The organism is Vibrio sp. VB16, assembly GCF_015594925.2.
In the GTDB taxonomy this organism is placed as follows: domain Bacteria; phylum Pseudomonadota; class Gammaproteobacteria; order Enterobacterales; family Vibrionaceae; genus Vibrio.
Window position 1 is genome coordinate 3,415,689 of record NZ_CP087590.1, and the last position, 24,182, is coordinate 3,439,870.

18 protein-coding genes are annotated in these 24,182 nt (G+C 43.3%); 13 read left to right on the forward strand and 5 right to left on the reverse strand.

From position 1 onward, the window contains the following. Positions 1 to 132 precede the first annotated feature (132 nt). The 5 genes from IUZ65_RS15575 to IUZ65_RS15595 all read left to right on the forward strand — a co-directional run bounded on the left by IUZ65_RS15575 (position 133) and on the right by IUZ65_RS15595 (position 5,828). Entirely contained in the window at positions 133 to 1,947 is a 1,815-nt protein-coding gene (locus tag IUZ65_RS15575) for a protein-disulfide reductase DsbD (RefSeq protein ID WP_195704576.1), read from the forward strand. A gap of 317 nt (positions 1,948 to 2,264) precedes the next feature. Continuing rightward, positions 2,265 to 2,900, forward strand: a complete 636-nt coding sequence (locus tag IUZ65_RS15580) for a response regulator (RefSeq protein ID WP_195704577.1) — start codon at positions 2,265 to 2,267, stop codon at positions 2,898 to 2,900. A gap of 210 nt (positions 2,901 to 3,110) precedes the next feature. Next, complete coding sequence (locus tag IUZ65_RS15585) at positions 3,111 to 3,377, forward strand: DUF4212 domain-containing protein (protein WP_195704578.1); 267 nt, start codon at positions 3,111 to 3,113, stop codon at positions 3,375 to 3,377. Between the two features lie 12 nt (positions 3,378 to 3,389). After that, the gene (locus IUZ65_RS15590) at positions 3,390 to 5,093 is read left to right on the forward strand and encodes a sodium:solute symporter family protein (protein WP_195704579.1); all 1,704 of its coding nucleotides are present in this window, start codon (positions 3,390 to 3,392) and stop codon (positions 5,091 to 5,093) included. 126 nt (positions 5,094 to 5,219) lie between these two features. Further along, the gene (locus tag IUZ65_RS15595) at positions 5,220 to 5,828 is read left to right on the forward strand and encodes an NUDIX hydrolase (RefSeq protein ID WP_195704580.1); all 609 of its coding nucleotides are present in this window, start codon (positions 5,220 to 5,222) and stop codon (positions 5,826 to 5,828) included. Positions 5,829 to 5,873: 45 nt separating this feature from the next. Here the strand turns inward: IUZ65_RS15595 and IUZ65_RS15600 are convergent, their stop codons facing one another. Both IUZ65_RS15600 and IUZ65_RS15605 read right to left on the reverse strand, forming a co-directional pair. Then, a complete protein-coding gene (locus tag IUZ65_RS15600) occupies positions 5,874 to 9,308 on the reverse strand; it encodes a PAS domain-containing hybrid sensor histidine kinase/response regulator (RefSeq protein ID WP_195704581.1) in 3,435 nt (1,144 codons plus the stop codon). Positions 9,309 to 9,401: 93 nt separating this feature from the next. Then, complete coding sequence (locus IUZ65_RS15605) at positions 9,402 to 10,568, reverse strand: 3-phenylpropionate MFS transporter (RefSeq protein WP_195704582.1); 1,167 nt, start codon at positions 10,566 to 10,568, stop codon at positions 9,402 to 9,404. 187 nt (positions 10,569 to 10,755) lie between these two features. Here IUZ65_RS15605 and IUZ65_RS15610 point away from each other — a divergent pair, with 187 nt between their 5' ends. From IUZ65_RS15610 to recG, 7 genes are all read left to right on the forward strand, one after another. Then, positions 10,756 to 12,582 (forward strand): DUF294 nucleotidyltransferase-like domain-containing protein, encoded by a 1,827-nt coding sequence (locus tag IUZ65_RS15610; protein ID WP_195704583.1) that lies wholly within the window; start codon positions 10,756 to 10,758, stop codon positions 12,580 to 12,582. A 2-nt stretch (positions 12,583 to 12,584) separates the two neighbouring features. Continuing rightward, entirely contained in the window at positions 12,585 to 13,220 is a 636-nt protein-coding gene (locus IUZ65_RS15615; RefSeq protein WP_195704584.1) for a 3'-5' exonuclease, read from the forward strand. Between the two features lie 232 nt (positions 13,221 to 13,452). Then, entirely contained in the window at positions 13,453 to 15,393 is a 1,941-nt protein-coding gene (gene acs, locus IUZ65_RS15620; RefSeq protein WP_195704585.1) for an acetate--CoA ligase, read from the forward strand. A 343-nt stretch (positions 15,394 to 15,736) separates the two neighbouring features. Further along, entirely contained in the window at positions 15,737 to 16,189 is a 453-nt protein-coding gene (gene aroQ / locus IUZ65_RS15625; protein ID WP_195704586.1) for a type II 3-dehydroquinate dehydratase, read from the forward strand. A gap of 64 nt (positions 16,190 to 16,253) precedes the next feature. Further along, positions 16,254 to 16,703 carry an acetyl-CoA carboxylase biotin carboxyl carrier protein gene (gene accB / locus IUZ65_RS15630; protein ID WP_195704587.1) on the forward strand — a complete coding sequence of 150 codons (450 nt, stop codon included), beginning with the start codon at positions 16,254 to 16,256 and terminating at the stop codon, positions 16,701 to 16,703. Between the two features lie 15 nt (positions 16,704 to 16,718). After that, a complete protein-coding gene (accC, locus tag IUZ65_RS15635) occupies positions 16,719 to 18,062 on the forward strand; it encodes an acetyl-CoA carboxylase biotin carboxylase subunit (protein ID WP_195704588.1) in 1,344 nt (447 codons plus the stop codon). A gap of 165 nt (positions 18,063 to 18,227) precedes the next feature. Next, the gene (gene recG / locus IUZ65_RS15640) at positions 18,228 to 20,306 is read left to right on the forward strand and encodes an ATP-dependent DNA helicase RecG (RefSeq protein ID WP_195704589.1); all 2,079 of its coding nucleotides are present in this window, start codon (positions 18,228 to 18,230) and stop codon (positions 20,304 to 20,306) included. 28 nt (positions 20,307 to 20,334) lie between these two features. Here the strand turns inward: recG and envZ are convergent, their stop codons facing one another. From envZ to greB, 3 genes are all read right to left on the reverse strand, one after another. Next, the gene (gene envZ, locus IUZ65_RS15645) at positions 20,335 to 21,678 is read right to left on the reverse strand and encodes a two-component system sensor histidine kinase EnvZ (protein ID WP_195704590.1); all 1,344 of its coding nucleotides are present in this window, start codon (positions 21,676 to 21,678) and stop codon (positions 20,335 to 20,337) included. Positions 21,679 to 21,737: 59 nt separating this feature from the next. Continuing rightward, positions 21,738 to 22,457 carry an osmolarity response regulator transcription factor OmpR gene (gene ompR / locus IUZ65_RS15650; RefSeq protein ID WP_195704591.1) on the reverse strand — a complete coding sequence of 240 codons (720 nt, stop codon included), beginning with the start codon at positions 22,455 to 22,457 and terminating at the stop codon, positions 21,738 to 21,740. A gap of 162 nt (positions 22,458 to 22,619) precedes the next feature. After that, positions 22,620 to 23,096, reverse strand: a complete 477-nt coding sequence (gene greB / locus IUZ65_RS15655) for a transcription elongation factor GreB (RefSeq protein WP_195704592.1) — start codon at positions 23,094 to 23,096, stop codon at positions 22,620 to 22,622. Between the two features lie 188 nt (positions 23,097 to 23,284). Between greB and prmA the strand changes: the two genes are divergently transcribed. After that, entirely contained in the window at positions 23,285 to 24,172 is an 888-nt protein-coding gene (prmA, locus tag IUZ65_RS15660) for a 50S ribosomal protein L11 methyltransferase (RefSeq protein WP_195704593.1), read from the forward strand. Positions 24,173 to 24,182 lie beyond the last annotated feature (10 nt).

Below are 24,182 nucleotides of genomic sequence, written 5' to 3' on the forward strand. Positions count from 1 at the left end.
CGGCTTCGGTCTCCTTTATTTTTGTTCATGTTAGTTTATTCACTATTTTTTCAACTATTCTCTAGTATGATGAAACCTTTATAGACCTTGCTCGGTCTTATCTTTATCTTATTTGGCTTAGTAGTTACTTATATGCGCGTTTTTTTCACCTTAGTACTTATTGGATTACTCTCATTTTCTGGCTCAGCTCTCGCACTTTTTGATAGTAATAGCTCATCGAGTTCAGGTGTCGGCTTTAGTAATAACAATTCTGATTTTGTTACGGTCCAACAAGCCTTTCCTTTTTATGCAAGTCAAATAGGGGATACGGTTCATCTCGAATGGGATGTGCTGGAAGGTTACTACCTATATCAACAACGCCTCTCCATTAGTGTCGAAAACGCCCAAATTGATGCATTAAATATCATCGATGGAACGCCATATAAAGATGAATTCTTTGGGTCGGTCAATATCTATACCGAACCTTTAAGCGTTAAGGTTCCTTTGCTTTCTGTTAATGACGGGGCGAAACTTATCGTCCAATATCAGGGTTGTGCAAAAGCAGGTTTTTGTTACCCACCAGAAACAAAAATAATTGATCTAAAACCGATTTCACAAACAAATACTCCGGCGGCAATTGCTAACTCTATAAAGAGCAATACCGCAAATTTAGAAGCTAGCTTCGCAAAGAAAACATCATCATTAAGTAAAGAATCTGAACTTGCCGGAAGCCTAGCGGATAGTTGGTGGACGCCTCTCATGTTTTTAGCGCTCGGTGTTGGCTTGGCGTTTACACCATGTGTCTTCCCTATGTACCCTATCCTTACTAGCATTGTATTGGGCAGCGGAAAACTCAGCCCAGCAAGAACATTTGGTCTTTCCTTCGTTTATGTTCAAGGCATGGCACTAACCTACACCTTACTTGGTCTGGTTGTCGCCTCGGCAGGACTTCAATTTCAAGCGGCGCTGCAGCATCCATTTGTACTGATCGGTTTGAGTATCCTGTTTGTCTTACTCGCGATGTCCATGTTTGGTTTGTACACCATTCAGTTACCAAACCGTATTCAAACGTGGCTAAGTCAACAAAGTAATAAGCAGCAAGGTGGCAATCTAGTTGGTGTATTCGCCATGGGCGCTATTTCTGGGTTGGTTTGCTCACCCTGCACCACTGCACCATTATCTGGCGCTTTACTTTATGTCGCACAAAGTGGTGACCTAATAACAGGTGCCGTGGCGCTCTATGCGCTTGGTTTGGGTATGGGTATTCCACTCATTATTGTGGCCGTGTTTGGTAATAAGTTACTGCCTAGAGCTGGTGCATGGATGGATAGAGTTAAGATTTTATTTGGGTTTATTCTTTTGGCTGCTCCCGTATTCTTAATCGAAAGAATTATCCCTGAGCAGTGGGCGATCACCTTGTGGGGTATTCTAGGGGTCGCGGCCTTTGGTTGGCTTTACCATGCTAAGAATAGTTTGGAATTCGGAGGTTGGAAGCAGAGTTTTATCGGTATTATTGCGGTTTTAGGACTGGTAGCTTCGGTAATGCCTGTATATAACCAATGGTTTGGGGATGGGTCTGTGAATGCTTACCAACCACAGGTAACCTTTACTCGTATCAGCTCTGTCGATGAACTAGATAAACAACTTGTATTGGCAAATAAAGCCAACAAACCGGTCATGTTAGACTTTTATGCCGATTGGTGTGTGGCCTGCAAAGAATTTGAAAAATATACCTTTCACACGCCAGAGGTAGAAAACAAACTAAAAGACTTTGTACTATTGCAAGCCGACGTAACCAAGAATAGTCCTGACGATATCGAACTGTTTAAACGTCTAAAAGTAATGGGCTTACCAACCGTCGATTTTTGGGACGCAAATGGTAACTATGTCACCAACGCAAGATTAACAGGTTTTGTCGAAGCAGAACCGTTTCTTACGCATCTAGAAAACCAAATCATCGGCAACTAATTCTGTCTACAACTTGCAAGAACTCATCGAATACGATGTGGTAAATACGCCGACAAAAACATGACCGCAACACCCTCTGTTGCGTTCATGTGCCTTACGAATCTTTCTCGATCATTTCAACTTCGTCATATTTCTGATTCATCTAGCAAAACAACATCGCAAAAAACCGTAATTTCATGTATCGCCATCACTAATTATCGCCTAAAAGTCGATACTGTTCAGAAATTTAGCGTACAAATATTGTTCATTGCCACAAAGCATACAATACTTGATTTTGAAGCTATTATTAAACTAAATTATAAAGAGCCCCTAACGTCATGGAATCGACTTATACCATCATCATAGCTGATGACCACCCACTGTTCCGAAATGCATTATTTCAGTCTGTGCACATGGCGATCAGTGGTGCAAATTTACTCGAAGCGGACTCGCTTGAAGCTTTATTAAGTTTGCTCAACAAAGAGGCGGAACCCGACCTCCTTTTACTCGATCTAAAAATGCCAGGTACTAATGGCATGTCAGGCCTTATTCAGTTAAGAGCTGAGTACCCAGATCTGCCTATTGTGGTCATTTCAGCAAACGAGGAACCAAATGTTGTCGCCCAGGTGAAAACCCATGGTGCCTTTGGATTCATTCCAAAATCAAGCGATATGCGCGCTCTTATTAGCGCTCTAAATCAAGTATTAAACGGTGACCCTTTCTTCCCAGAAGAGCTTCTCAAAAACAGTAATGTTAATACTGATCTTGCAGAAAAACTCGCGTCACTTACCCCCCAACAATATCGAGTACTTGGCATGCTGTCGGATGGCCTGCTAAATAAGCAAATTGCATATGAATTAAGTGTCTCCGAGGCGACGATCAAAGCCCATATGACCGCCATCTTCCGTAAATTAGGTGTACAGAATAGAACCCAAGCGGTCATTCTTCTTCAACACCTTGAATTTGAGAGTTAGACCTTAGGTGTAGAGTATTAGACCTTAGGCTATGTTAATAAATTGTTAACATACGTTTTTTATAACCGACCTATCATAAACGCCCTAAATACGGGCGTTTTCTTATTTCCTCGCTCGACTAAAGTTGCACTGAGATATTTTTAGAGTACTGCTAATCTATATTCCGTAACAGTTTGTTAACACCCAATAACTAAACGGAAGGAGAAGGCAATGTCATTCGAATCCTCGGATCACGCTCAAGCCTACTGGAAGGAAAACCTAAAAATCATGGGCTCACTGCTCGCAATATGGTTCCTAGTGTCATTTGGCGCTGGAATTTTATTTGTAGACGCTCTAGATACTATCAAAATTGGTGGCTTCAAATTAGGTTTCTGGTTCGCTCAACAAGGTTCAATCTACACATTCGTAGTGTTGATTTTTGTTTACGTTGCGCGCATGAATGCGCTCGATAAGAAATATAACGTACAGGAAGATTAAGAGGCTTTAGAAATGGATATTCAAACTTGGACGTTTATTCTTGTCGGTATTACATTTGCACTATATATCGGCATAGCAATTTGGGCTCGCGCTGGCTCAACAAGTGAGTTCTACATTGCGGGCGGTGGTGTTCACCCAATCGCAAATGGTATGGCAACGGCGGCAGACTGGATGTCAGCTGCATCGTTTATTTCAATGGCAGGTATCATTTCATTCATCGGTTACGATGGTGGTGTATACCTAATGGGCTGGACAGGTGGTTACGTACTACTTGCGCTTTGTCTTGCACCTTACCTACGTAAGTTTGGTAAATTTACCGTGCCCGATTTTATCGGTGACCGGTATTACTCAAGAACCGCTCGAATGGTGGCCGTATTTTGTGCAATCTTCGTATCGTTCACTTATGTCGCAGGTCAGATGCGTGGCGTAGGGGTAGTATTTGCTCGCTTCTTAGAAGTTGATATCAATATGGGTATCATCATCGGAATGGGTGTGGTTTTCTTCTATGCTGTTTTAGGTGGCATGAAAGGTATTACCTATACTCAAGTCGCTCAGTACTGCGTACTTATCTTTGCTTTCATGGTTCCAGCAATCTTTACCTCTCTTATGATGACCGGCTCTCCAGTTCCGCAACTTGGGTTCGGTTCTACCGTGACAGGCAGTGACGTTTACCTATTAGACAAACTTGATGGACTAACACAAGAGCTTGGTTTTACAGCCTATACCGATGGGTCGAAGAGTATGGTTGACGTATTCTTTATCTGTGCGGCTCTAATGGTTGGTACCGCGGGATTACCTCACGTAATTATTCGCTTCTTTACGGTTCCTAAAGTATCTGATGCGCGTATCTCTGCCGGTTATGCATTAATATTCATCTCTATACTTTACACAACAGCGCCAGCAGTGGCTGCGTTTGCTCGTGTGAACATGATAGAGACAATCAATGGACCAGATATGCAAGGAGTCCAAGGTACTGATGCACCAACTTGGTACAAAAACTGGGAAAATACGGGTCTAGTCGCATGGGACGATAAGAATGGTGACGGTAAGATGTTCTACTCTGGCGATGAACGCAACGAGATGAAAATCAACCGAGATATCATTGTACTGGCGTCACCTGAGTTAGCTCAGCTTCCAAACTGGGTCGTTGCCTTACTGGCCGCTGGTGGCTTGGCAGCAGCACTATCTACAGCAGCAGGTTTATTACTGGTCATCTCAACTTCGATATCCCATGATTTATTGAAGAAAGGGTTTAGGCCAAATATGACGGATAAACAGGAGTTGTTTGCCGCTAGGATGGCCGCCTTCTTCGCGATTGTCTGTGCAGGTTATCTAGGTATTAATCCACCAGGCTTTGTAGCGCAGGTTGTGGCCTTTGCCTTCGGCTTAGCAGCATCCTCTTTCTTCCCAGCAATCATCTTGGGTATCTTCTATAAGAAGATGAATAAAGAAGGTGCTATCGCAGGTATGCTTTCTGGTATCGTATTTACAACGGCTTATATCGTCTACTTCAAGTTTATCAACCCAGCAGCAAACGTGTCTGATAACTGGTTGTTTGGTATTAGCCCAGAAGGTATCGGTACATTAGGTATGTGTGTGAACTTCATCGTGTCTATTGTTGTAAACAAATTCACGGCAGAAGTACCGCAAGACGTTCAAGATTTAGTTGAGTCTATCCGTTACCCTAAAGGTTCTGGTGCCGCTCACGACCATTAATCAAAACTCTGATTAAACCAAAAGCCGATGCCTCATGCATCGGCTTTTCTTTTTTTGTGAACCATATTCCGGCTTAATAATATACATTAACTATCATAGTTATCTCTTTTGATGCTGGAATAACTCATGCACTCACTAATAAAAGAAATCCACGCGATTGCTCAAACGGGCCTTCACTATGTTAAAGACCCTTTTGATAAAGAACGATACGAAAGACTAGAGCAGATAAGCCATGAGCTTTACGCAAAGTATAGTGACGTAGACATCGCGACCATTGAAAAATTCTTTTTTCCCGAAAAAGGTTATGCCACACCAAAAGTGGATGTGCGCTGCTGCGTAATTAAAGACAATAACGTGTTATTAGTGAAAGAGAAATCAGACGGAAAATGGACGCTACCTGGAGGTTGGGCTGACCAGAACGAAGCCCCCATGGAGGGCGTAATTCGTGAAGTAAGAGAAGAGTCTGGTTACATTATAAAAAATTGCCGCCTGTACGCTGTTATCGATAGAGATAGTCATGCATATGAACCCAAATTTCCAACCACTATCTACAAACTCTTTTTTGTTGCTGAAGCCGTAAAAGGCGATTTTATTGAGAATACTGAAATCTCAGAGATTGGATTTTTTGCTCTGGATAAGCTTCCTATCCTCTCACACGATCGAGTACTTGAAGATGATATTCAAGCGGGTTATCGCGCTTTTAGTCGACCGATTATTGACGTGCAGGTAGACTAATTCATCGCGACAATAACTTAAATTCACTTATGGTGGGTAACGTACCTATCCATTAACTCTGTTAAGAACGGCTCGAAGTTTTAGTGGTTTAACTGGTTTAGCGATGAATCCGAACCCGTTCGATTTTATCGCACTTAGCATATCTTCCGTTCGATCCGCACTGATGATGATGCCTTCAAAACTATCACCTAAACGCAATCTACACTGCTGTAGCACCTCTAGTCCTGTCCTGTCATTATCTAATCGATAATCAGAAAATATTACATCAGGAATCCAATCATCGTGTATCAACTGTAGGCTTTCGACTAGATCTTGTGCCGTTCGAACATCACACCCCCATCGCTCTATTAAATTTCTCATCCCAGAAAGTATATCTCGCTCGTTATCCACGCAAAGCACCTTAACATTTAATAATGCTGTATTATTTTGTGTTGGAACTGTCACGGTATCAGCCTCAGTGATTTCACCTCGATCCAACATAATTGAAAAAACGGAACCTTCACTAGGCCATGAACGCAGACCAATATCATGTTCTAATACTCGAGCGATACCTCGAGAAATAGCGAGACCAATACCAAGTCCTTGGGAAACATGGCTTGGATCACCACGGGTAAACTCATCAAAGATCTCCGATTGTTTCTCTTGGGCAATTCCAACGCCATTATCCCAAACTTCTATTCTTACCTGACCTTTTATCCTACGAGTACCCAATAACACCTTCCCTTTCGGATTATACCGAAAGGCGTTTGTTAAAAAGTTCTGTAGCACACGACGTAACAACTTGGGATCGGATTGAACAATGAGGTTGGATGGAATCATTTTGAAATCAATACCTTGTTGCTTGGCTAACGCACTAAACTCTGCATTAAGGTTATTCAAGACTTCGTTGAGTTTAAATCCTCTTATATCCGTTTTCAATTTTCCTGATTCAAGCCTAGATATATCCAATAGGTCACCAATTAACTCTTCCGCCGCACCCAATGCACTTTCTATGTGGGTAGACAATTGCTTGGTTTCACTCTCTTTTGCCACCTCTGAAAGTGACGACGCAAAAAGCCGTGCTGCATTAAGTGGCTGCATTAAATCATGGCTTACTGCCGCTAAGAACCGTGTTTTAGATTGTGATTCGGTATTTGCACTCCGTGTTGCGGACACTAACCGTTTATTAAGGCCTTCGAGCTCTTGCGTTCGCTCTAGTACTCTCGACTCTAGGTTCTCATTCACCTCTTTTAACGTCTTTTCGGCTTCCCGGAATACGGTGATATCAGAAAAACTCATCACAAACCCACCACCGGGCATAGGATTACCTTGCACTTCAATAACCGTACCATCTGGATAGACACGCGAGGAAGTATGCTGCGTGCCACACTCTAAGTGATAGACACGCTTGCGAACATGATCTTCTGGATCACCAGGGCCACACAACCCCATTTGAGCATTGTGACGAATGACCTCTGCTATCGGCCTCCCGATCTGAATTAACCCCGACGGAAACTCAAACAACTCTATATATCTCTGGTTCCATGCCACGATCCGAAGCTGTTTGTCGACGACAGTAATCCCTTGGCTAATATGTTCAATCGCACCTTGCAACAACCCACGACTAAAATCATACAGTTCAGATGCCTCATCTACTATGGTCGCTACCTCTTCCAATTGCATGTTTTTGCCTTGAAGAGCAGAAGTAAGCACTAACTTAGCGGAAGACGCGCCGAAGACGCCAGCTAATACTCTTTCAGTATGACGAATCAACCCAGATGAAGCCTGCTGATTAGGTTGCAAGGTATGTTCTTCTTGTCGCCAATAATGGTTAAAGGCCGTTCGCGCCCGAGTTCGACCGACAAATCGGCCAGCCAACATTTCAAGCTCCAAAACCGTAACTCGACTTTGGTACAAACTTATATTTTCACTTTCTGGCAACGGTGTTCCAACAAAGGCAGCAGATTGTAAGCGCTCACTTAGGCTAGAGCGTGTTACCAGTGAAATGAGTACATAACAGAGAGTATTGACGATGACACTCAGTGCCATCCCCCAATCCGATGAAGTAAGTGACCAATCCACTAAAAATTGTGGGGGTCGAATAATCCACAACAAAAAATTACTTTCTGAATCACCAGCCAACATACTGGTTTGGCTCATGAGAGTGACGAGCCAGATTGTGAAGCCAGCCAACAAACCAACGTAGACACCTTTTTTGTTACCCAATCGCCAATACATACCACCAATAAGTGCAGGAGAAAATTGGGCAATCGCCGCAAAAGAGAGCAAACCAATAATCGATAACGACCGGATGTTATCCAGCGCCATGTAGAAACCCCAAGCACCGAATAAAATAAGCAGAATCAATACCCGACGAACATTAAGCAATAGCCCTGAAAAGTGAGTATGAGCGTGATGGGAAAGTTTTATCCTACGAAGTAACAGTGGAAAAACGAGATCATTAGAGACCATAATGGCTAGGGCAATGGTAGAGACAATCACCATACCGCTCGCGGCCGATGTTCCACCTAAAAATGCCAATAGTGCAATGTCATTTGCTCCTACAGAAAGCGGCAAACTGATCACATATGCATCAGCAGGACTTCCCGCTAAAAGGCTTTGCCCTACCCACGAAATAGGCAAAACAAACAACCCAATGAGCACGAGATAAGCAGGAAATACACGCCTTGCAACATGGAGATCCTGTGCTCGTTCATTTTCAACAACCATAGTGTGGAACTGCCTTGGCAAGCAGACTATCGCCGCCATCGTCAATAAAGTATGTATGACTAATGCTGGAACGTTAGGTGGTTTGTAGGTCTCTATCGCTATGTCGACTAATTCTATTTCAGGGCTACTCAATGCGAGATAAAATATAAATAATCCCACCACCAAAAAAGCCGCAAGTTTCACGATGGATTCAAAAGCAACGGCCATCATCATACCGCGATGATGTTCTGTATTGTCGATATGACGCGTTCCAAATAGGATGGTAAATACCGCCAACGCCCCCACAACAAACCAAGATACATGGCCGTCTTCATAACCTAGCTTAGAGGTGAGTTCTGGGGCGATGATATCTAACCCCATCGTTATTCCCCTTAATTGCAGTGCAATATAAGGCAATATTCCCACCACCGCTATCAAGGTAACGGTAACCGCTAAACCTTGTGATTTTCCGTACCTTGCCGCTATAAAGTCAGCGATAGAGGTAATGTGTTCTCGTTTGGCAATTAATATAAGCCGCGCGAGTACTCGCCAGCCAAATACAAAGACTAAAATTGGAGCAATATAAATCGGAAGAAATGACCATGGGTTATTACTGGCTTGTCCAACGGTTCCATAGAATGTCCATGAGGTACAGTACACAGCAATAGATAGGCTATAAATCCACGGACGCCAACGCGACAACCACTTGGTTTGCCTGTCACCGTACCATGCGATTAAAAATAGAATCCCGAGATACGCTAAAGTCACAGGAACAACAATCCATCCTTGCATTAAACCTTCCTTGAACCGTTTTTAGACACAAAAAAAACCGGAATACTCGATTCCGGTTTTAGTGTAGTAAAACAACTGTTAATTCTCAGGTGGTTAGCTCTCAATCTGTGGCTCAGGTAGCCCTTTTTTTGGATCAACCCTAACAAAGAGCGCCAAAATACCCATTGAAGCCATAACCCAAAATACGTTCGCGTTCCACAACTCGAAACCTACGCCACTCAGTGCCGTCATTACCGCAGTAAAAGCGCCCATAGGAATGGCATTGTACAGCGCCTGTAAAGGCACCATTTCGTTCTGTTTTGCTCGCTGAATATATCGAATGGCCGCTAAATGTGCAGTTGCAAACGTCACACCATGCAATAATTGAATCACACCCAATGCCCAAACATCAGTAACCGTAGCGGTTAAAGACCAACGCAGTGCAATACCCGCAGACGCAATCAAGAACATGGTTCGCAAGCTCATACCGCTAAACAGCCTTCTGCTGGTTGCAAAGACTGTAATCTCTGCAATAACACCAATACTCCATAGGTAACCAATCACATTCTCTGGGTGACCTATCGATTTCCAGTAGATGGTACTAAAGCTGTAATACGCAGCATGACTCCCATGGATAAGGGAGAGTAAAACTAAAAATCGAAACACATCCGGTCTCTTTACCAGAGCAAGCAATTTGGGTCTAACCGAATCCTCATCAGTCACACTGATGGGCGGAGGGTTAGGGGTTCGCATAGACAATAAAAGACCAACAGCGGTACCCGCTAACGCAGTATGAACAATCATATCTGTGCCATATAACGAAATTAGGTAACCCACGACGGTTGAGCCAAATATAAAGGCGATAGAACCCCACAAACGCGTTCTTCCGTAATCGAGTTTGCCAAGCTTCGCATAGTAATTTGTCATCGCATCAGAAAGAGGGATTGCAGGACCACAGCAAAGATTGAACAGAATGGTGGCACCCGCCATCATCCAGAAGTTTCCACCAGTGAAGAAGTGAAACCAGATAAAAATAACGGAAAAGAAGCTAAGCCAACGTATAGCCGGAAGTAGGTGCTCTACTTTATGTAGCCTAGGTGTAATGAAAAGGTTCGCAATAAATCGAGTCGCGAATGCCAGCCCCATCAACAAACCTATATCACTTGCCGAGACGCCCTGCTCTTTAAACCAGAGTGCCCAAAATGGGATATATACGCCGTAAGCGAAAAAGAAACCAATAAAGTACTGCGAAATCCAGCCATAAGGCGATGGGGAAAACATAATTAACCTAGCTATTTAGAGTGTTATAGAAATCGCCGTCATTATGCCTACGATCCCTTAACTTAAAAAGGGAACAATTGTTAATTTTCCATTCCCTATTATTCCACCATTAGACCAAAGTCGTCTGGAGGTTAAGGAGAAACTTGCCAGACTAGTAAGTAAGGTTTTACTAGGAGTAAATCTTGCCATGCCTGACAAATTTAATATGCAATCACCCCCTTTTAACCGTCTATCTGAAACACAGCAGCTAGATTTACGTTCTTCTCTTGATGTCGCCTATTACAGAGAAAAAGACGTACTACTGAAGGCGGGTGAAAAATATCATTTTTTGCATATTTTAATCAAAGGGGCGGTAGAAGAACGCTCAGCCGACGATCTGGAGATATTTGCCCATTACGCAAACGACGATATTTTTGACGTTCGCTCTCAATTTGATGACTTCGCAAAACATAAATATGTCGCGCTAGAGGATACATTGTCCTATCTATTACCTACTCAAAAGTTTCTCGATCTGTACAATGCAAATGGTCAGTTTGCCGCCTACTTTGACACCAACTTAGCAAAGCGCCAAGAGCTAATTGAGGCGGCTCAACAGCAACAAAACCTTGCAGAATTCATTTTGACCAAGGTGGATAGCACCATTTATCACCCTCCTTTAGTCCTTGAACCTGAGCTTCCCTTAATAGACGTCACAAAAATGCTAAAAGAAAAGGGCGTAGATGCAGCACTTGTTAGACTTAGTGATAACGACAAAAGAGTGTTAGAAAACGCCAACGAACATCCGTATGCCATTGTAACCAGAACCAATATGCTGCACGCCGTCATGTTAGAAGAACAACCGATGGACACCGCGGTTGGTGATATAGCCACCTTCCCTGTATTCCATGTTGATGACGGCGATTTCCTGTTTAATGCGATGATAACCATGACAAAACAGAAAATGAAAAGGGTGATGGTATGTGAAGGGAATGACGCCGTAGGCATGTTAGATATGACCCAAATATTAAGTGCATTCTCTACCCATTCTCATGTTCTGACGCTAAGCATTGCGCGAGCGAGCAGTATTGATGAGTTAGCGCTTGCTGCAAACAAACAAAGAAACTTAGTTGAGAGCTTAATCACCAACGGTATTCGTACTCGATTTATCATGGAGTTAATCTCTGCGGTCAATGAGCAGATAATTGAAAAAGCGTTTGAGCTCGTCGTTCCACCCGCTAACCATGATGATATCTGCCTGATTGTTTTAGGCTCAGAGGGTCGTGGAGAGCAGATACTAAAAACCGATCAAGATAACGCCCTAATCATCAAAAATGATATAGAGATAGCAAACCTATCCTCTATTATGAGTAACTTAACACACACGCTACAACAGCTTGGATATCCACTCTGTCCGGGCAAAGTAATGGTAAATAACCCAGATTGGGTAAAGCATAGCGCTGACTGGGAAAAAACACTCAGCAGTTGGATATCAGCAGCAAGACCCGAACAGGTAATGAAACTTGCCATCGTCGCAGATGCCCATGCAGTTGCGGGTAATAAGGCGCTACTCACGCCAATTAAAAACTACTTAATCAAACGAATGGCAAATCAAGAACTGATTCTCGCTGAATTTACTCGCCCTGCCCTGAATTTTTCGATACCACTTACCCTATTAGGAAAAGTTAAATCATCCAAAGAAGGGGTCGATATCAAAGGAGGAGGTATATTTCCGATCGTTCATGGGGTTAGGGCTTTGAGCCTAGAGCATGCCCTTGATGTGAATAACACCTTCGACAGACTTATTGCTCTTCAAGAGAAGAGCGTGTTGGAAAAAGAAACCGCAGAGAACCTCAGCGAAGCATTAAAACTTTTCCTAAAACTTCGTCTGACACAACAATTGTCCCAACAACATAGCCACAACAAGATAGAACTAAAACTATTAGACAGAACCGAACGTGACCTACTTAGACACAGCCTACACGTGGTGAAGAAATTCAAGCAGTGGCTCGGTTATCATTATCAAATTAGGGATTAGGCATGAATTGGCTTAGGCGCAACTGGTGGCACTACAAACTCAAAGAATCACCTTACCGTGACCTCTTCGCTGCACCTATGAATCAAGAGTTAGTCTCTCTTGATTGTGAAACAACCAGCTTAGATCCTAAAAGGGCTGAGTTGGTCACTATTGCTGCAACCAAGATCATTGGTAATAGGATCATTACCAGCGAACCATTCCATGTACGCCTTCGAGCACCGCAGTCTTTAGATTCGGGTTCCGTACGAATTCACCGCATCCGCCACCAAGATCTCATCGACGGTATAAGCGAAAAAGAAGCGCTAAAAGCACTAATCACATTTATAGGCAATCGTCCATTAGTCGGATACCACATCCGTTATGATAAGACGATATTAGATATCGCGTGTAAAAAACAGCTTGGGTTTCCATTACCCAACAAGCTCATAGAGGTCAGTCATATCTATCATGAAATGTTAGAGAAACACCTTCCTAATGCCTATTTTGATTTAAGTTTAGATGCGATATGCAAGCATCTGAACCTACCGCCTCAAGACAATAAACATGACGCACTGCAAGATGCCATTTCTGCCGCATTAGTCTATGTTCGATTAACTTATGGTGATTTGCCAACACTAAGCTCGGCTTATATGCGGTAACTTTTTTAGTTATACCGCTGATATTTATAACCCGCAGCACAAGTTAATAAAAAAATTCAAAAAATAACCAATATTGAACGACCCAACGTCTCAATTTATCCTAAAGTCTAATTGAGAAAAAACGCGTATTAACCGACAGTTATAGCTATTAATTGGGTTATAAAAATCATTAGCACAATGCTTATCAAAATGAACTCAATGGAAGTTTGCTTAAATCACAAGGAGAGAAGCAATGAGTGTGTATCCAGTCAAAGATAGTATTAAAGCCCTGACCCATGCAGATAACGATACTTATTTATCCATGTATCAACAGTCTGTCAGCGATCCAGAAGGATTCTGGGGGGAACACGGCAAGATTGTTGATTGGATAAAACCTTTCACCCATGTCAAAAGCACTTCATTTGATACCGGTCATGTTGATATTCGTTGGTTTGAGGACGGCACACTTAATGTCTCTGCTAACTGTATTGACCGCCATCTTGCAGACAAAGGGGATGAGGTCGCGATTATTTGGGAAGGTGACGATCCTAATGTAGATAAGAGCCTTACCTTCAATGAACTACATAAAGAAGTATGCCGTTTCTCTAATGCATTAAAAGAAGCCGGCGTTCGTAAAGGTGATGTGGTCTGTCTTTACATGCCGATGGTACCAGAAGCCGCGATTGCCATGTTGGCATGTACTCGTATCGGAGCCGTTCATACTGTTGTATTTGGTGGCTTCTCGCCCGAAGCACTTTCAGGGCGCATTATTGACTCTGATGCAAAAGTTGTGATCACCGCGGATGAAGGCGTTCGCGCAGGACGAGCCGTTCCACTTAAGAAAAACGTTGATGAAGCATTAACGAATCCAGAAGTAAAAAACATCAGTAAAGTGATGGTACTTAAGCGTACTGGTGGTGATATAGATTGGCACGAACATCGTGATATATGGTGGCACGAAGCAACAGCGAAAGCTTCAGATGACTGTCCACCAGAAGAGATGAAAGCAGAAGACCCACTATTTATTCTTTACACTTCAGGCTCTACAGGTAAACCGAAAGGCGTGCTGCATACCACTGGTGGTTATCTCGTTTATGCCACCATGACCTTTAAGTATGTGTTTGACTACAATGAAGGCGATACTTTCTGGTGTACGGCAGACGTAGGTTGGATAACTGGTCATACGTACCTCGTTTATGGTCCTCTTTCAAACGGCGCTAAAACTATCTTGTTTGAAGGTGTACCAAATTACCCCAATACCAGCCGAATGAGCGAAGTGGTAGACAAGCATCAAGTCTCTATTTTATATACGGCACCAACCGCTATCCGCGCCCTTATGGCGAAAGGCGACGAGGCGATTAAAGGTACCAACCGTAGCAGCCTTCGCATTATGGGTTCTGTCGGTGAGCCGATAAACCCAGAAGCGTGGGAATGGTATTACAAGACGATTGGTAATGAGAAATCACCCATAGTGGATACATGGTGGCAAACCGAGACGGGCGGTATTCTCATCTCACCTCTTCCGGGAGCGACAGAATTAAAACCGGGCTCCGCTACACGGCCATTCTTTGGTGTTCAACCCGCGCTTGTCGATAACATGGGTAACATCGTTGAGGGTGCAGCAGAGGGTAACCTCGTTATTCTCGATTCTTGGCCAGGGCAGATGCGTAGCATTTACGGCGACCATGACCGTTTTGAACAGACTTATTTCTCTACATTTAAAGGCATGTATTTTACCAGTGACGGCGCTCGTCGAGACGAGGACGGGTACTACTGGATCACTGGGCGTGTTGATGATGTATTGAATGTATCTGGCCACCGTATGGGTACGGCAGAGATCGAATCTGCACTTGTGGCCTTTAGCAAGATTGCTGAAGCCGCCATTGTGGGGGTTCCTCATGATATTAAAGGCCAAGCAATTTACGCATATATCACATTGAACGATGGTGAATACCCAAGTGCAGAACTGCACAAAGAAGTAAAAAACTGGGTTCGCAAAGAGATAGGCCCAATTGCAACACCAGATGTACTTCACTGGACTGATTCTCTACCAAAAACTCGTTCAGGCAAGATCATGCGTCGTATACTGCGAAAAATTGCAACAGGTGATACAAGCAACCTAGGCGACACATCAACACTCGCCGACCCTAGTGTTGTTGACAAGCTTATCGCTGAAAAAGCAGATATGTCTTAAGAATCATAAGTAAGATAACTTCAACTATTTGCGCTACTTTATGTAGCGCTTTTTTTGTCTTAAACTCAGCCACCGTTTAAATCGGCGCATCTAAACTTCGATAAAACACCTTCTTTTATGGATAATTTTTGTTCGACAAGTTGTCAAAAATGTTAACTCTGTAACAATTACAAAGCTGAGAACAAAGAGATTAGACCAGTAAAATGCTGCTATTTGCAGTGAATTAGCTATAATCGGGGTCTAAAATGATGAATGATTGAAAATTGACTGAAAAATTATTAAAACTGTCTATAATATTATAGATATATTGAATCAGATCTAATTAAAGGAAGATAGGCACAAGATGACTGCAAAGTTACGCATTCTACTTTTAAACGGTCCAAATCTTAACCTATTAGGGGTTAGAGAGCCTGGTCACTACGGTTCACAGACCCTAGATCAGATAGTGGATAGTTTAATAATTCAGGCCAATAGTGCTGGTGTTGAACTTCAGCACCTACAGTCAAACAGAGAATATGAACTGCTAGAAGCCGTTCATGCCGCTCATAATAATGTTGATTTCATTATCATCAATCCGGCTGCATTTACCCATACCAGTGTTGCACTGCGTGATGCTCTGTTAGGTGTGGCCATTCCGTTTATCGAAGTACATTTGTCCAATGTTCATGCTCGTGAACCTTTTCGCCATCACTCTTATCTATCCGATAAGGCGATAGGCGTTATATGTGGGCTCGGTGCTCAAGGTTACCAATTTGCTTTGACGGCAGCGATAGAACAACTGACGTCAAAATCGTAAAGAACTAATTTCGCTTCACTCTGTCATAGAGTAAAGGCGTCCAACAGATAAAGAGAACGAAAAGATGGATATACGTAAAATAAAGAAACTTATCGAACTAGTAGAAGAATCTGGTATTTGCGAACTTGAGATCTCAGAAGGTGAAGAATCAGTACGCATCAGCCGTAACAGCCCAGCACAATTTGCGCCTATGCAATATGCCGCGCCGGCTACCGCACTTGCACCTGCAGCCGCGGCTCCAGTATTAGCAGAAGCAGCCCCCGTTAAAGCAGAACCTGCTGGTCATAAAGTTCTTTCGCCAATGGTCGGTACTTTCTATCGCTCTCCAAGCCCTGAAGCAAAATCATTTGTTGAAGTGGGCCAATCTGTTTCTGCTGGCGATACGATTGGTATCGTAGAAGCAATGAAAATGATGAACCAAATCGAATCTGATAAATCTGGTGTTGTAACCGCAATTCTAATCGAAGACGGCGCAACAGTAGAATTCGATCAACCACTTGTTGTTATCGAATAATAGAGGCGATTCACTATGCTGGATAAATTAGTCATCGCGAACCGAGGTGAAATTGCACTTCGTATACTTCGCGCTTGTAAAGAAATAGGTATCAAAACAGTGGCGGTTCACTCCACCGCTGACCGAGACCTAAAACACGTATTGTTAGCCGATGAATCTATTTGCATCGGTCCTGCTCGTGGTATTGATAGCTACCTGAATATTCCTCGCATTATTTCAGCGGCGGAAGTGACCGGTGCGGTTGCTATTCACCCGGGTTACGGCTTCTTGTCTGAAAACGCAGATTTTGCAGAGCAAGTTGAACGTAGCGGCTTTATTTTTGTCGGCCCTAAAGCAGAAACTATCCGCATAATGGGTGACAAGGTATCAGCGATTAGCGCAATGAAGAAAGCAGGTGTGCCATGTGTACCTGGTTCTGACGGCCCTCTGGATGATGATGCAAGCCTTAACAAAGCCCACGCAAAGCGTATTGGCTATCCGGTAATTATCAAAGCCTCTGGTGGCGGTGGTGGCCGTGGCATGCGTGTTGTTCGTGGTGAAGCCGATCTCGTTGAAGCCATCGCAATGACACGTGCAGAAGCAAAAGCGGCATTTAACAACGAAGTGGTTTACATGGAGAAGTACCTTGAAAACCCTCGTCACGTTGAAGTGCAAATTATTGCTGATGGTCAAGGTGGTGCAATTCATCTTGGTGAGCGTGATTGTTCAATGCAACGTCGCCACCAGAAAGTAGTGGAAGAAGCCCCTGCTCCAGGTATTACTGCCGAAATGCGTAAGTTCATAGGCGAACGTTGTACCCGTGCATGTATTGAAATTAACTATCGTGGTGCAGGTACTTTTGAGTTCTTGTATGAGAATGGTGAATTCTACTTTATCGAAATGAATACTCGTATTCAGGTAGAGCACCCAGTCACTGAAATGGTGACCGGTGTTGATCTAATTAAAGAACAGCTTCGTGTTGCAGCAGGTCAGCCACTGTCATTTACTCAAGACGATATAAAGCTAAGCGGACACTCAATCGAATGTCGAATCAACGCTGAAGACCCTGTGCGCTTCTTACCTTGCCCGGGTACGATCAACCGATTCCACGCACCAGGTGGTATGGGGGTTCGTTGGGAATCACATATCTATACTGGTTATACGGTTCCACCTCATTACGACTCGATGATAGGCAAACTTATTACCTACGGAGAGAACCGTGATGTGGCCATTGCACGTATGAAAAATGCATTAAGTGAAATGATCATCGAAGGCATAAAAACCAACATACCCTTGCAACTAGAAATTATGAATGATGAAAACTTCCAACATGGCGGTGCTAACATTCATTACCTTGAGAAAAAACTTGGTCTACAGTAAGTGAGCTAGAATTACTTCCATACTTTGAAAGCACTCTCTTTAGAGTGCTTTTTTATTGGAGCTTAGTTCTAACTGCGCCATACTATTGCCAAACTTAAAGACCTGTACAAATAGACAGTAAGATGCTTGAATGTCAGGGCTAAGAACTAAAAAGTGAGTTTACTTATGTCACAGCTTTTATCCGCTATTCCAATCACATCATTAGTTGGTGTTGGAGCAAAGGTTGCCGAGAAGTTGATGAAAGTGGGCTTACATACCGTTCAAGACCTTCTGTTTCACCTGCCTTTACGTTACGAAGACCGCACTAGAATTTACCCAATGGCGAAGGTTCATTCCGGTCTATGGGCTGCCGTTCAGGGAAAAGTAATGAGCGTCGATACTATCTTTGGCCGAAAAAAAATGCTCAGCGTAAAAATAAGCGACGGCAATGGTACATTAACCCTACGCTTTTTTAATTTCACTGCTGGGATGAAAAACAACTTCTCAGAGGGCAAGCAGGTTCACGCTTATGGGGAAATAAAACGTGGTAATTATGGCTTGGAAATTGTACATCCAGACTATAAATTTTTTGCACCAGCAACCACACCGGATATCGAGCAAAATCTAACACCGGTCTACCCAACAACAGAAGGGCTGAGACAAAACACCCTTAGAAACCTCAGTGAGCAAGCCCTATTATTATTAGACAAATCAGCCGTTGAAGAGCTTCTTCCTAATGGTCTGTATAACAATCAACTCACATTAGCTCAAGCGCTGCACACTATCCATCGCCCACCACCAAATATTAATATAGACGATTTTGATGAAGGAAAAACACCCGCTCAACAACGTCTTATTATTGAAGAATTGATAGCCCAAAATTTATCCATGCTCGCGATTCGAAACAAAGGCCAACAAGACACTGCATTGCCTTTACCTGAAACGGGGGGTCTTAAAGAAAAACTTTTGGCTCAGTTGCCTTTCTCCCCCACTAATGCACAAAACAGAGTGGTTGAAGAGATAGAAGCCGACTTAATTAAACCTCACCCAATGATGCGTTTAGTACAGGGTGATGTAGGTTCAGGTAAAACATTGGTTGCTGCACTGGCGGCAGTAAGAGCAATATCACATGGGTACCAAGTGGCACTCATGGCGCCAACCGAATTGTTAGCAGAGCAGCACGCCATAAATTTCACGAATTGGTTAGAGCCTTTAGGTATTCAAGTTGCTTGGTTAGCGGGAAAATTGAAAGGAAAAACCAGACAAACAGAGTTAAATAAAATTGTCTCTGGCGACGCTAAAATGGTGGTAGGAACCCACGCCCTCTTCCAAGACCACGTAGAGTTCAACCAACTGGCGTTAGTCATTATTGATGAGCAACATCGATTTGGTGTTCATCAACGGTTAAAGTTGCGAGAAAAAGGAGAAGCGCAAGGCTCTTTTCCTCATCAACTCATCATGACCGCGACCCCCATTCCTCGAACCTTGGCAATGACAGCCTATGCCGATTTAGAAACGTCAATCATTGACGAATTACCACCAGGGAGAACACCAATTCAAACGGTGGCGATCCCAGATACAAAACGAAGCATGATTATCGATAGGGTTCAAAATGCTTGCCTAAAAGAAGGGAAGCAAGCCTATTGGGTTTGCACGCTTATCGATGAATCTGAGGTACTAGAAGCGCAAGCGGCTGCGGATACGGCAGAAGAGCTACAAAGGCAACTACCAGACCTAAAAATAGGTTTAGTGCATGGCCGAATGAAATCAGCAGAAAAACAAGCCGTAATGTTGCAGTTCAAAAACAATGAGTTGCATTTATTGGTTGCGACAACCGTTATTGAGGTCGGCGTTGATGTTCCCAATTCCAGTCTGATGATTATCGAAAACCCAGAACGTTTAGGGCTTGCTCAACTTCACCAGCTTCGCGGACGTGTCGGGCGTGGAACGATTGCGAGTCATTGTGTATTGCTTTATCACTCTCCTCTTTCAAAAACAGCACAAAAACGTTTAAGTGTATTACGTGAAAGCAATGATGGCTTTGTTATCGCCCAACGTGACTTGGAAATTAGAGGTCCGGGAGAACTCTTGGGGACAAAACAAACAGGCATTGCCGATTTGAAGATCGCTGACTTAATCAGAGATCAGAGGCTTATCCCTGAGATTCAACGAATGGCCAGATTCATACATGATCAATACCCAAGCAATGCAAAATCAATAATCGAGCGCTGGTTAGGCGAACGAAATATCTACTCAAACGCCTAAACATGTTGACCGCGCACTCATTTAAGATTTAGGTTCTTTTTGTCCGTTTGTTAAGCTTATTTTGTCGAGAAGCCGCTGGGAAATTGAGCTGCACTCGTAACCCACCTTCAGAACGGTTAATCACTGAAATAGCGCCACTATGCTGAGTGACAATTCGTTTCACGATAGCTAAGCCTAAACCCGTTCCTTCACTGCCTCTCGCTGAGTCACCTCGCGTAAAAGGTTCAAAAAGCTTATCTGACTGCCCTATATCGATTCCAGGCCCATTGTCTTCAACACTTACCCAGATAGTGTGCTTGTCTGCGGTTGTGCCTGTTGCTATTCGCACCCAACCGTTACCGTATCTTTCCGCATTCACCACTAAATTAGTTAACGATCGCTTTACTTCAATCTCACTACCCAACAGCAAGCAATCTTCCTGCGAAATATCGGTTTCTATATCAATGGATTCATCCTTGATAGCGACAGATACCGCCAATGCTAGGTTATTAAGGTCAACATGATCAAAGCCTTCTTTGTTAACCGGTTTCAAGTAATCCATAAACTGGCCAATAATCTCATTGCACTCTTCGGTATCTTGAATAATACCCTCGGCCAGATAACTGTCTTTTGGCGACATCATTTCTGTCGCTAATCGTATTCGAGTCAATGGAGTACGGAGATCATGGCTTATTCCTGCCATCAAAAACGCTCTATCCTCTTCAAGAACTTGGATGTCCTTTGACATCTGATTAAAGGCATGGGTTACGGCCTTTATTTCATTCGCGCCTCTTTCCGCTAAAGGTGGTGGAAATTCACCTCTTCCCACCATTCTCGCGGCACCTTCTAACGCCATCAATGGCCTATTTTGGATTCTTACAAAAGTCCAACCCGCAAATATAATAAGAACCGCCATTAACAGGCTATTTCGAAACAGCGGTATGAAATCTTCTTCTTGCAACTCCGAAAGCGGGATCCGTAGTAAAACATCGGGTAATTGATCTATCTTTATCCACAAAATATAGCTTTCGCTATCCAGAGCTAATCTAACTTCAGCGTCGCTGCCAAGCTCTTGGCTCATATGCTCACTCAAAAAATCAATACTGGTCGCCGTGTCGAACTCTTCACCTATCGGTTCATCTTTATGGTGGGCCGTTACCCCCAGTTTCTCTAACAGTTTTCTTCTCGATGGCGCTTCTAAATATACCCCGCTCTCAACCTCGACATAATCATCCAGCATTAAGCTTACCTCGTGAGCCAATATACGATTAAACTGCTGTAAACTTGGCAACAGTGCGTAATTGAATATCGCAAAATAGGAATAAGCCTGACTCGCAAGCAGCACCAAAATAAAAAGTAAAACGGTTTGAGTACGTGAACTACGGATGAGCATAAATGCCTCGAAACAATAAAGCCCTTAAGAGATCATCTTAAGGGCTTTTCAATAGAGAATTAAGCGTTTTTACCATCGGGGACAAATACATAACCTAATCCCCAGACCGTCTGAATATATCGTGGATGGCTTGGATCTTCTTCTAGCATTCTTCGTAACCGAGAGATCTGTACATCGATAGAGCGTTCCATTGCAGAATATTCTCTACCTCTTGCCATGTTCATCAGTTTGTCTCTCGACATAGGTTCTCGGGCATTATTAACCAGCGCTTTAAGCACGGCAAACTCACCAGAGGTTAAAGGCATAAACTCATCACCTCGGAACATTTCTCTTGTTCCAAGGTTCAAGCGAAATTCACCAAATTCAATATTCGTTTCTTCCGAGCTTGGTGCGCCGGGGGCTTCAACAATTTGTCGACGCAATACCGCTTTAATACGCGCAAGTAACTCTCGGGGGTTGAAAGGCTTAGGTAGATAATCGTCCGCTCCAACTTCAAGCCCAACAATTCTGTCTATCTCGTCACCTTTCGCCGTCAACATTAATATTGGGATCATATTTTCTGCCGTTCTTAGGCGACGACAAATCGAAAGGCCATCTTCACCCGGAAGCATCAGATCCAACACCACTAAATGAAAGGTCTCACGCTTAAGCAATCTGTCCATCTGCTCCCCATTTGCGACACCGCGAACCTGAAAGCCTTGTTCAGATAAGTAGCGCTCTAGCAAAGATCGCAGACGGGCATCATCATCAACGACTAAGATTTTATGGTTCTCTTGCATTCAACTTCTTCCAATTAATGTATGGCTTAGTATTAAGCGTAGATAATAATAACCTAATCGCATATCCATAGAGTAAATTGCACGTCAAAAATTGTTAGTAATCATGTCAGAATCAACAATAAGATTATTTATCTTAAAACTAAGCAAGCCATAAATAGCCCACTATTTCTCATACTCAATTGAATTGATAAACCACTCTTTGTCGCCTTCAGGTGTCTTCACTGCAAATTCGTCGTCGACTTCTTTTTTGAGTAAGGAGCGCGCCATAGGTGAGTCGATAGAAATGTACCCTTTCGCATCGCCGTAGATCTCTTCAGGGCCGACAATGCGAAATTTCTTCGTTTCACCGGCTTCATTTTCAATTTCAATCCAAGCACCAAAAAAAACTTTGCCTTCCTGCTGTGGTGAATAATCCACAATAGTGACTTCTGGTAAAAACTTCCTCAAGAACCGAACGCGCCGGTCTATCTGGCGCAGTATGCGCTTGTTAAACGTGTAATCAGCATTCTCTGAACGATCACCTAGCCCTGCTGCCCAAGTGACTATCTTGGTAATCTCAGGGCGTTTCTCATTCCAAAGGTGATCATGCTCTTGCTTAAGCTTGTTATAACCTTCTCGGGTGATCAGTTTTGTTTTCAATACAGCACTCTCAATTCAATCGAACCATTTAGAAATGGTTCGCTGTTCTAGATATTTAATCAGTATATCCACTAATTGTACATCTACAGAACCTCATTACGCTATACGCCACTAGATGAACCATTCGAATTCCAATGACTTTCTGCTAGACTCCCCCACAATTCAAACTGATCAAAAAGGTCGTTTTCATGCCTTGGATTCAAATAAAACTCAATGCGACAGCAAAAGATGCTTTGCAAATTGGCGATATGTTATCTGAAGAGACAGGCGCACTTTCCGTCACTTTTCTAGATGCGAAAGACACACCAATTTTCGAACCTCTGCCGGGAGAAACTCGTTTATGGGGAGAAACGGATGTCGTTGCATTATACGATGCAGAAATAGACACCACATGGGTGATCCAACAAATTACCCATTCTGGTCTATTTCCTGACGACTTTGCATACAAAGTTGAACAACTGGAAGATAAGGACTGGGAACGGGAGTGGATGGATAATTTCCACCCAATGAAATTTGGTGAGCGACTATGGATCTGCCCGAGTTGGCGTGATGTACCCGACCCTAGCGCCATTAATGTCATGTTAGATCCCGGCTTAGCCTTTGGTACTGGCACCCATCCAACCACGTCTCTTTGTTTAGAATGGTTAGAAGGTCTCGACCTTGAAGGCAAAACTGTCATCGATTTTGGTTGTGGCTCAGGAATCCTTGCGGTTGCCGCAATTAAACTTGGTGCAAACAAAGTTATCGGAATTGATATAGACCCACAGGCTATCACCGCCTCAAAAGAGAACGCGAGGCGCAATGGGGTTGCCGATCAACTAGAATTATTCTTACCGCAAGATCAACCTGAAGGTCTAATTGCAGACGTTGTTGTGGCCAATATTCTTGCAGCACCGCTACGCGAACTGTCACCCGTGATCAAAGGTTTGATCAAATCGAAAGGTCTGCTAGCGATGTCGGGTGTATTAGACACACAAGCAGAAGATGTTGCGAACTACTACAGAGATGAGCTTGATATCGACCCAATTGCTGAAACTGAAGAGTGGTGTCGTATTTCAGGAATAAAAAAAATGTAGTTGCATACGT

What these genes read in the sequence shown, in the direction of transcription:
- IUZ65_RS15575 (WP_195704576.1), top strand. Translation starts at nt 133, where the DNA reads ATGCGCGTTTTTTTCACCTTAGTACTTATTGGATTACTCTCATTTTCT.
- IUZ65_RS15580 (WP_195704577.1), top strand. Translation starts at nt 2,265, where the DNA reads ATGGAATCGACTTATACCATCATCATAGCTGATGACCACCCACTGTTC.
- IUZ65_RS15585 (WP_195704578.1), top strand. Translation starts at nt 3,111, where the DNA reads ATGTCATTCGAATCCTCGGATCACGCTCAAGCCTACTGGAAGGAAAAC.
- IUZ65_RS15590 (WP_195704579.1), top strand. Translation starts at nt 3,390, where the DNA reads ATGGATATTCAAACTTGGACGTTTATTCTTGTCGGTATTACATTTGCA.
- IUZ65_RS15595 (WP_195704580.1), top strand. Translation starts at nt 5,220, where the DNA reads ATGCACTCACTAATAAAAGAAATCCACGCGATTGCTCAAACGGGCCTT.
- IUZ65_RS15600 (WP_195704581.1), bottom strand. Translation starts at nt 9,308, where the DNA reads ATGCAAGGATGGATTGTTGTTCCTGTGACTTTAGCGTATCTCGGGATT.
- IUZ65_RS15605 (WP_195704582.1), bottom strand. Translation starts at nt 10,568, where the DNA reads ATGTTTTCCCCATCGCCTTATGGCTGGATTTCGCAGTACTTTATTGGT.
- IUZ65_RS15610 (WP_195704583.1), top strand. Translation starts at nt 10,756, where the DNA reads ATGCCTGACAAATTTAATATGCAATCACCCCCTTTTAACCGTCTATCT.
- IUZ65_RS15615 (WP_195704584.1), top strand. Translation starts at nt 12,585, where the DNA reads ATGAATTGGCTTAGGCGCAACTGGTGGCACTACAAACTCAAAGAATCA.
- acs (WP_195704585.1), top strand. Translation starts at nt 13,453, where the DNA reads ATGAGTGTGTATCCAGTCAAAGATAGTATTAAAGCCCTGACCCATGCA.
- aroQ (WP_195704586.1), top strand. Translation starts at nt 15,737, where the DNA reads ATGACTGCAAAGTTACGCATTCTACTTTTAAACGGTCCAAATCTTAAC.
- accB (WP_195704587.1), top strand. Translation starts at nt 16,254, where the DNA reads ATGGATATACGTAAAATAAAGAAACTTATCGAACTAGTAGAAGAATCT.
- accC (WP_195704588.1), top strand. Translation starts at nt 16,719, where the DNA reads ATGCTGGATAAATTAGTCATCGCGAACCGAGGTGAAATTGCACTTCGT.
- recG (WP_195704589.1), top strand. Translation starts at nt 18,228, where the DNA reads ATGTCACAGCTTTTATCCGCTATTCCAATCACATCATTAGTTGGTGTT.
- envZ (WP_195704590.1), bottom strand. Translation starts at nt 21,678, where the DNA reads ATGCTCATCCGTAGTTCACGTACTCAAACCGTTTTACTTTTTATTTTG.
- ompR (WP_195704591.1), bottom strand. Translation starts at nt 22,457, where the DNA reads ATGCAAGAGAACCATAAAATCTTAGTCGTTGATGATGATGCCCGTCTG.
- prmA (WP_195704593.1), top strand. Translation starts at nt 23,285, where the DNA reads ATGCCTTGGATTCAAATAAAACTCAATGCGACAGCAAAAGATGCTTTG.